This is a genomic window from Stenotrophomonas sp. P5_A8 (assembly GCF_056400545.1).
Genome location: NZ_JBFULB010000533.1, coordinates 1 through 1,453 on the forward strand (window position 1 = coordinate 1; position 1,453 = coordinate 1,453).

The 1,453-nt window shown below is 64.5% G+C and carries 2 protein-coding genes; both read right to left on the reverse strand.

Annotated features, from left to right (window positions below; all coding sequences use genetic code 11):
* On the reverse strand, positions 1–741 hold a 741-nt coding region (locus AC1DQP_RS20425; protein WP_478052422.1), incomplete at its 3' end, for a TonB-dependent receptor plug domain-containing protein.
* A 73-nt stretch (positions 742–814) separates the two neighbouring features.
* A partial coding sequence (locus AC1DQP_RS20430; protein WP_478052423.1) for a glycoside hydrolase 5 family protein occupies positions 815–1,453 on the reverse strand: 639 nt, incomplete at its 5' end.

Here is a 1,453-nt window from a genome sequence, read left to right on the forward strand (position 1 = left end):
GTTCTCCAGCACCTTAGGGAAGTCGCCCCAGACCGCGTCGTATGCGTAACGCTTGCCGATATAGCCGAAGTTGACCATCGCACCGATCTCACCTGCATCGGTATCCCAGCGGTTACTCAACAGCAGGCTGGCCGAGGGATCGATATCGCCGGCGTACTTACTGTGGGTGCCGGTGACAGTGCCAGCAATTTCAGCGCCATCGAAGTCGAGTGGGCGGCGCAGCTGGATATCCACCAGGCCGGCGATGCCGCCGAGCGGCAAACTGGCCTCGCTGCTCTTGTAGACGTTCAGACTCTTGATGGCGGTGGCCGGCAAGTTCTGGAACGCGTACCCACGACCGGAACTGCTGAAAATCTCGCGGCCGTTTAACGTGCTGATCACGTTGGGAAGTCCGCGGATCACAACGCCGGTGGTTTCGCCTTGGCTGCCTTGGGCGATCTGCACCCCAGTTACGCGTTGTAGCGCATCGGCCACACTGTTGTCGGGCAGCTTGCCGATGTCCTCGGCGACGATCGAGTCGACCACCATCGCCGCCTCCTGTTTGATCGTCTGGGCGGTCTGCAGGCTCTGGCGCAGCGCGGTAACCGTGACGGTATCCAGGTCAACGGCGGTGGGCTGCGCAGCCGGGTCAGGCGTGGCCACATTTACCGCACCCGCAGTCTGCGCCTGCACTAGGGCGGGCAGGGCAAGGGCGGACAGGATGGCCAGGGAGAGCAGGGTGCGGGAGGAATGGCGAGTCATGGCGGTATCTCCGGATTCCGGAAAGCGAGCGCGGCGGGTGGCCCGCCATCGGTCGATGGCGGGCCGTCAGGTGTCAGAAGGCAGGAACGGACTTGCGCGGCGTTTTTGCCAGGGTGCGGAACAGCTCCGCCTCTCGAGCGCGATACGGCGTGCCATCGGCGTTGAGCAGGTCGTGGAACCACACGGTCGGTGCCTCCATCGTGTACGGGCGCTGCCAGCTGTCCCAAGGGAMGCGGGTCTGGATCGCGCCGTCAACGAAGCCCCAGTTGATCATCCCGATGTTCTCGCGGCGGGCGATCGGCAGGATCGTGTCCACATTGGAGCCGGCGCCGCGGGCAAGCCACTCGGTGCAGATGAGCGGGCGGCCATACTTGCGCAGTTGCTCGATGCGGGACACAAATGCTTCAGGCTGCTCGTAGTTGTGGAAGGTGATCACGTCCGAGCGCTCCAACTGCGTGCGCTGGATCGAGGTGAGGGAGGCGGCGCCCGGTGACCAGTCATCACCGATCCACACGCCGCTGGTGAGCGGCTGCACCGGCTTTTGGGCACGCGCCCAATCGAAGATCTGGGGCAACAGCCCGGCGATGCGCTCCTGCTCGCCCTTCAACTGCTTGTCCATGTAGTTGCCGCCACCGGGGTTGTCCGGCTCGTTCCACAGGTCCCAGGCCAGCACGCGCTTGWCTTTGGCGAATGCGCCGACCACGCCTTCCAC